The organism is Paenibacillus sp. 102, from assembly GCF_039549175.1.
GTDB lineage: Bacteria > Bacillota > Bacilli > Bacillales > Bacillaceae_G > Bacillus_A.
The window spans coordinates 1-1,341 of sequence record NZ_JBCGHT010000057.1; the positions used below are offsets into that span (position 1 = coordinate 1).

The 1,341-nt window shown below is 35.6% G+C and carries 1 protein-coding gene; it reads right to left on the reverse strand.

The features are described 5' to 3' along the window. Window positions 1-32: 32 nt before the first annotated feature. Window positions 33-1,341, reverse strand: a protein-coding gene (locus AAIE21_RS29190) for an IS3 family transposase (protein WP_481858726.1) whose coding sequence is annotated in 2 segments (ribosomal slippage) — window positions 33-937 and window positions 937-1,341 — 1,310 coding nt annotated over the 2 segments. Because the reading frame shifts where the segments join, the coding sequence is not laid out codon by codon here. This gene is flagged as partial in the annotation.

The following is a 1,341-nucleotide window of genomic DNA, read 5'->3' on the forward strand; positions in this document are numbered from 1 at the left end:
TGAAGTGAACCCAAAAAGTTAGACACATATTTTTAAGCAGCTTGCGAGAAATGAGTTCTGTATTGTACAGGACTCATTCCTTTTAGTTTTATTTTAATACGATCATGATTATAGTAATGAATATATTTTTCTAATTCTAATTTAAAGTGTTCCATACTTTCGAACTCTTGTAAGTAAAGTAGTTCAGACTTTAATAAGCCAAAGAAGTTTTCAATGACTGCGTTATCTAAACAATTTCCTTTCCGAGACATACTTTGCGTAATTCTTTGTTCTATCAGTGTGTGCTGGTATTGTTTCATTTGATAATGCCATCCTTGGTCCGAGTGAAGGATAGGTGTATCTCCGTCTTTTAAGTGTCCAAAAGCTGTATCTAACATCTTTGATACAAGCGGATAGACAGGGCGTTTCTCCACGTTATAAGCAATAATTTCTCCATTATATAAATCAAGGATTGGCGATAAATATAGTTTCTCTCCATGTAAGTGAAATTCCGTCACATCGGTTACCCATTTTTCATTTGGCTTCGTAGCTTCGAAATCACGCTTTAGAATGTTTGGTGCGATTCTACCAACCTTCCCACGATAAGAACGATATTTTTTCATACGGACAAGAGATTTCAAATTCATCTCATTCATTAGGCGACGTACTGTTTTGTGATTTAATATGATACCTTGATTGCGTAATGTCCATGTAATACGACGATAACCATATCGACCTTGGTGCCTATGAAAAATCTGTTGGATCATTTCTTTCACTTCGTGATATTTATCTGGGCGGTTCATTCGTTTCACCCAGTAATAATATGTACTACGCGGAATATCAGCGACTTTTACTAAGTCAATGACTTTAAATTCGTGCCTCAACTCATAAATTATTTGCGCTTTGTCTTGTTCTGTGACTTTTCCTTTTCTTGAATTAAGGCATGTAACTTTTTTAAATACGCATTCTCCATACGTAATCTCTCAATTTCCGCTTTTAATGCTTCTTCTGACCCTTCTACTTGTTGATTTTTTTCTGGCTTCTTTTTCATAAGTGGACGCCCCTTTTCCTTTGGTTGAAGAGCGTCAATCCCTTGTGTTTCAAATAAATGTTTCCACTTCCACACCATGCTAGAACTAGAAATATTAAAAACTGTAGTGGCTTCTGCGATGGACGCTCCCATCTCGTTTATAAATTTAAGTACGTCCATTTTAAACTCAACAGAGTAATTTGTATATGTCTTTTGAAGACCTGCCAATCCATGTTCCCGAAACTTAGCTACCCATTTTTTTAACATCGTCATATCTACACAATGCTTTTGAGCTATATCTTTAAAGGATTCTACACTGTTAAGATAATCGG